The 2,250-nt window shown below is 68.5% G+C and carries 3 protein-coding genes; all 3 read right to left on the bottom strand.

Going from position 1 to position 2,250, the window contains the following annotated elements; all coding sequences use genetic code 11:
• On the bottom strand, nucleotides 1–227 hold a 227-nt coding region (locus AB1578_23485), incomplete at its 3' end, for a uroporphyrinogen decarboxylase family protein (protein MEW6490861.1).
• A 99-nt stretch (nucleotides 228–326) separates the two neighbouring features.
• The gene (locus tag AB1578_23490; GenBank protein MEW6490862.1) at nucleotides 327–1,397 is read right to left on the bottom strand and encodes a radical SAM protein; all 1,071 of its coding nucleotides are present in this window, start codon (nucleotides 1,395–1,397) and stop codon (nucleotides 327–329) included.
• Between the two features lie 131 nt (nucleotides 1,398–1,528).
• The coding region (locus AB1578_23495; GenBank protein ID MEW6490863.1) for a uroporphyrinogen-III synthase at nucleotides 1,529–2,250 on the bottom strand (722 nt) is incomplete at its 5' end.

The raw sequence follows: 2,250 nt of genomic DNA on the forward strand, positions 1-2,250 counted from the left end.
ATGATGTCGGAGAAGAGGATCGCCGCGTCCACCCCCAACCGATCCAGGGGCTGCAGGGTGACCTCGCAGGCCAGCTCCGGGGTCTTGCAGACCTCGAGGAAGCTGTGCCTGGCGCGCACGGCCCGGTACTCCTCCATGTAGCGCCCGGCCTGGCGCATGATCCACGCGGGGGTGGTGTCGACGGGCTCGCCCCGGCAGGCCTTGAGGAAACGGTCGGCTCGGCTCATTGGGATCTCCGCTTGGCTGTGTTGGCTGTGGATGGGGCCCTGTCCCAAGCCCGGCTTCGTGGCCAAGGCCGCTCCTACCGGCGCGGGCACCTGCTTCCCTCACGCGTTTCGCGTGAGGCGCACCGGCACGTAGTTGCAGAAGGGCTCTTCGTCCAGGTAGTCGCCGGTGACGGCGTAGGCGCGGGCGCGGCAGCCGCCGCATACGTTGAGGAACTCGCACTGGCCGCACTTGCCCTTGTAGCTCTTGAAGTCTCGGAGCTCCCGGAAGAGGGGGCTCTCGAACCAGATCTTCCGGAAGGGCTCCTTCTTCACGTTGCCCGCGCTCAGTGGAAAGTAGGAGCAGGGCTTGACCTCGCCGAAGCAGTCGATGAGGCAGATGGACTGGGCGGCGATGCACCCCTTGCCGCCGCCTGTGGAGAAGGTGAGGCTGCGCCGCTCGAACTTCACGCCCTCCTTCTTCGCCATCTGGGGCACGATGCGGTAGTAGTGGGGCGCGCAGGTGGGGCGCATGAGGATCTCGTCCTCGTGTTTTTCCTGCTGGTAGTGCCAGGCCAGGATCTCCTCGTAGTCCTCCTTGGAGATGAGCTCCCCCATGATCTCCTCGCCCCGGCCCGTGGGGACGATCATGAACATGTACCAGGCCGTGGCACCCAGCGCTTTGGCCTTGCGGAAGGTCTCGGCGATGTGGGCCTGGTTCCTCTTGGTGAAGGAGGAGTTGACCAGGAACTTAATGCCGTGCTCCCGAAAGAGCCCGGCCGCCCGCTCCACCCCCTCGAAGGCGCCGGGGCACTGGCGAAAGTCGTCGTGTACGGCGGCGGTGGGGCCGTCGAGCGAGAGCGAGACCATCTTGATGTCGGCCGCCCGCATCTTCTCGCACACCTCGCGGGTGACAAGCGCCCCGTTGGTGGCCATGCACATCCGAAAGCCCTTCGAGGTGCCGTATTCGGCGATCTCGAAGATGTCGGGGCGCAGCAGCGGCTCGCCCCCGGAGAGCACGAGCACCGGGTTCGCGATCTCCGCGATGTCGTCGATGAGCTTTCGGGCCTCAGCGGTGGTGAAGTCGCCCTCGGCCGCCTCCATGTCCGACGAGCACCGGCAGTGCACGCACTTCAGGTTGCAGCGCTGGGTGGTCTCCCAGGCGATCCATTTGGGGGTGAACTCTTGTGTCATCGTCGGGCTACCCTTGTTGGTTGTCCGTTGGGGACGGCCTGTTGCGGGTCGCGCGTTGCGCGTTGGAAGACCCAGTCCGAACGGGTTCGGTTCTTCCAACGTGCAACAGGCAACGTGCAACGCGCACCGATCTATGCGCCGCGGGCAAAATACTCCTCCATCGCCTGTACCATCCCCTCCACCGTGTACTCGGACGGCATGGAGGCAACCGGGAGGCCCTCGGCTTCGGCGGTGTTCTTCGTGGCCGGGCCGATGACGGCGCAGGGCAGGCGCCTTGGGTCGAGGCCCTCTTGCCGGCACAGGGCGGCGTAGTTGCGGGCCGCCGAGGACGAGGCGAGGGTCACCAGGTCCAGGGCGCCGGCGCGAAGGGACGCCAGGGCGGCCTCGGGGTAGCGCTCGGGCCGCACGTTCTCGTACATGGCGAGCACCTCTACCCGGGCGCCCCGGGCCTCGAGCTCGGCGGGCACCACCTCCCGGGCCTCCTTGGCCCGGGGAAGGAGCACCGAGGTCCCCTTCAGGTCGCCTGCGGCCGCGAGCGCGTCCACGAGGGCCTCGCCCACGTACTCTCCCGGCACGGCGTCGGCCCGGATGCCGCGGGCAAGGAGCGCCCCGGCGGTGGCGGGCCCCACGGCGCACACCCGGGCCGCCCCGAAGGTGCGGGCGTCGAGGCCGAGCTCCCCGAGCTTCGCGAAGGTGAACTCCACCGCGTTGACGGAGGTGAACACCACCCAGTCGTACGCGAAGAGCCGCCGCAGGGCCGCCTCCACCGCGCTCTTGTGGCCGCAGGGCCGAAGGGCGATGAGGGGGAGCTCCACGGGCACGGCGTGGGCCGCCCGCAGCAGGCGCGAGAGCT

It is taken from the genome of Thermodesulfobacteriota bacterium (genome assembly GCA_040756475.1).
Taxonomy (GTDB): Bacteria; Desulfobacterota; Deferrisomatia; order Deferrisomatales; family JACRMM01; genus JBFLZB01.

Bases quoted from the DNA above. Each gene is read 5' to 3' on its own strand.
- AB1578_23490 (MEW6490862.1), bottom strand. From the start codon at position 1,397: ATGACACAAGAGTTCACCCCCAAATGGATCGCCTGGGAGACCACCCAG.